This window comes from Streptomyces sp. YS-3 (assembly GCF_045257485.1).
GTDB lineage: Bacteria > Actinomycetota > Actinomycetes > Streptomycetales > Streptomycetaceae > Streptomyces.
On the sequence record NZ_JBJHPC010001086.1, the window covers coordinates 1 to 956 of the forward strand.

Annotated in this window: 2 protein-coding genes; one reads left to right on the top strand and one right to left on the bottom strand. The window is 75.0% G+C overall.

Translation table 11 applies throughout. The features are described from left to right. Positions 1-506 (top strand): CAP domain-containing protein (locus tag ACJA3G_RS37635; RefSeq protein ID WP_406557493.1); only part of this gene is annotated, 506 nt, incomplete at its 5' end. 42 nt (positions 507-548) lie between these two features. Here ACJA3G_RS37635 and ACJA3G_RS37640 read toward each other — a convergent pair. Then, a partial coding sequence (locus ACJA3G_RS37640) for a CAP domain-containing protein (protein WP_406557494.1) occupies positions 549-956 on the bottom strand: 408 nt, incomplete at its 5' end.

A 956-nucleotide genomic window follows, 5' to 3' on the forward strand; every position in this document is an offset into this window, starting at 1 on the left:
CCACCCCGCACCCCGGCACGGACGCCGGGAACGGCACTACCACGACGACGCGGGGCCACGGGGGCGGCGGGCAGGCGCCGCGCAGGAGCACACCGCCGCGTACGGACAACGCGCCCGCCGGCGCCGCCGCCGCGTACGTCCAGCAGGTGGTGGACCTCGCCAACGCCGAGCGCGCCAAGGCGGGTTGCTCGCCGTTCAGGGCCGACCGGCACCTGAACGCCTCCGCCCAGGCGCACGCCGACGACATGGCGGCCCGCGACTACTACGAGCACAACAGCCCCGAGGGGCGCAACGCGGGTGACCGTATGAGCGCCGCCGGATACGACTGGCACAAGTGGGGCGAGAACATCCACCGGGGTCCCAAGAGCGCCGCCGACGCGATGCGCGACTGGATGAAGAGCCCCGGCCACCGCGCCAACATCCTGGACTGCGGGTTCAAGGACATCGGCGTGGGAGTGAACCTGAGCGGCAACGGCCCGTGGTGGGTGCAGAACTTCGGCAGCTGACCCGCGCCGGGCACCGGTGTGGGCGCGGGACGGCGGACCGCCTCAGGACGAGGGGTTGGCGAAGTCCTGGACCCACACCGTGCCCTCGGGTCCCGGCACGGCGGCCACGCCGGTGTCGCGGTAGCCGCAGTCGAGCATGTTCTGCTGGTGGATCGCGCCGTCCGTCCAGTCGTCGACGATCGCGGCCGGGTCCCCTGTCCCCCGGTCCAGGTTCTCCGCCCAGGCCCCGACCGGGTATCCGGCGTTCCGCATCCGGGCGTCGGCGTGCTGCCCCTCGGGGCCGGCGTGGTCGTAGTAGTGGCGCGCCACCATGTCCCGGGCGTGCCGCCGCGCCGCCGTGGTCAGCCGGGGGTCCATCCGCAGCGGCGCGCAGCCGGCCGCGCCGCGGCGGCTGTTGACGAGCCGCAGCAGCCGTTGCTCGGGGGGCACGGGGGCCGGTGCGGGCCGGGT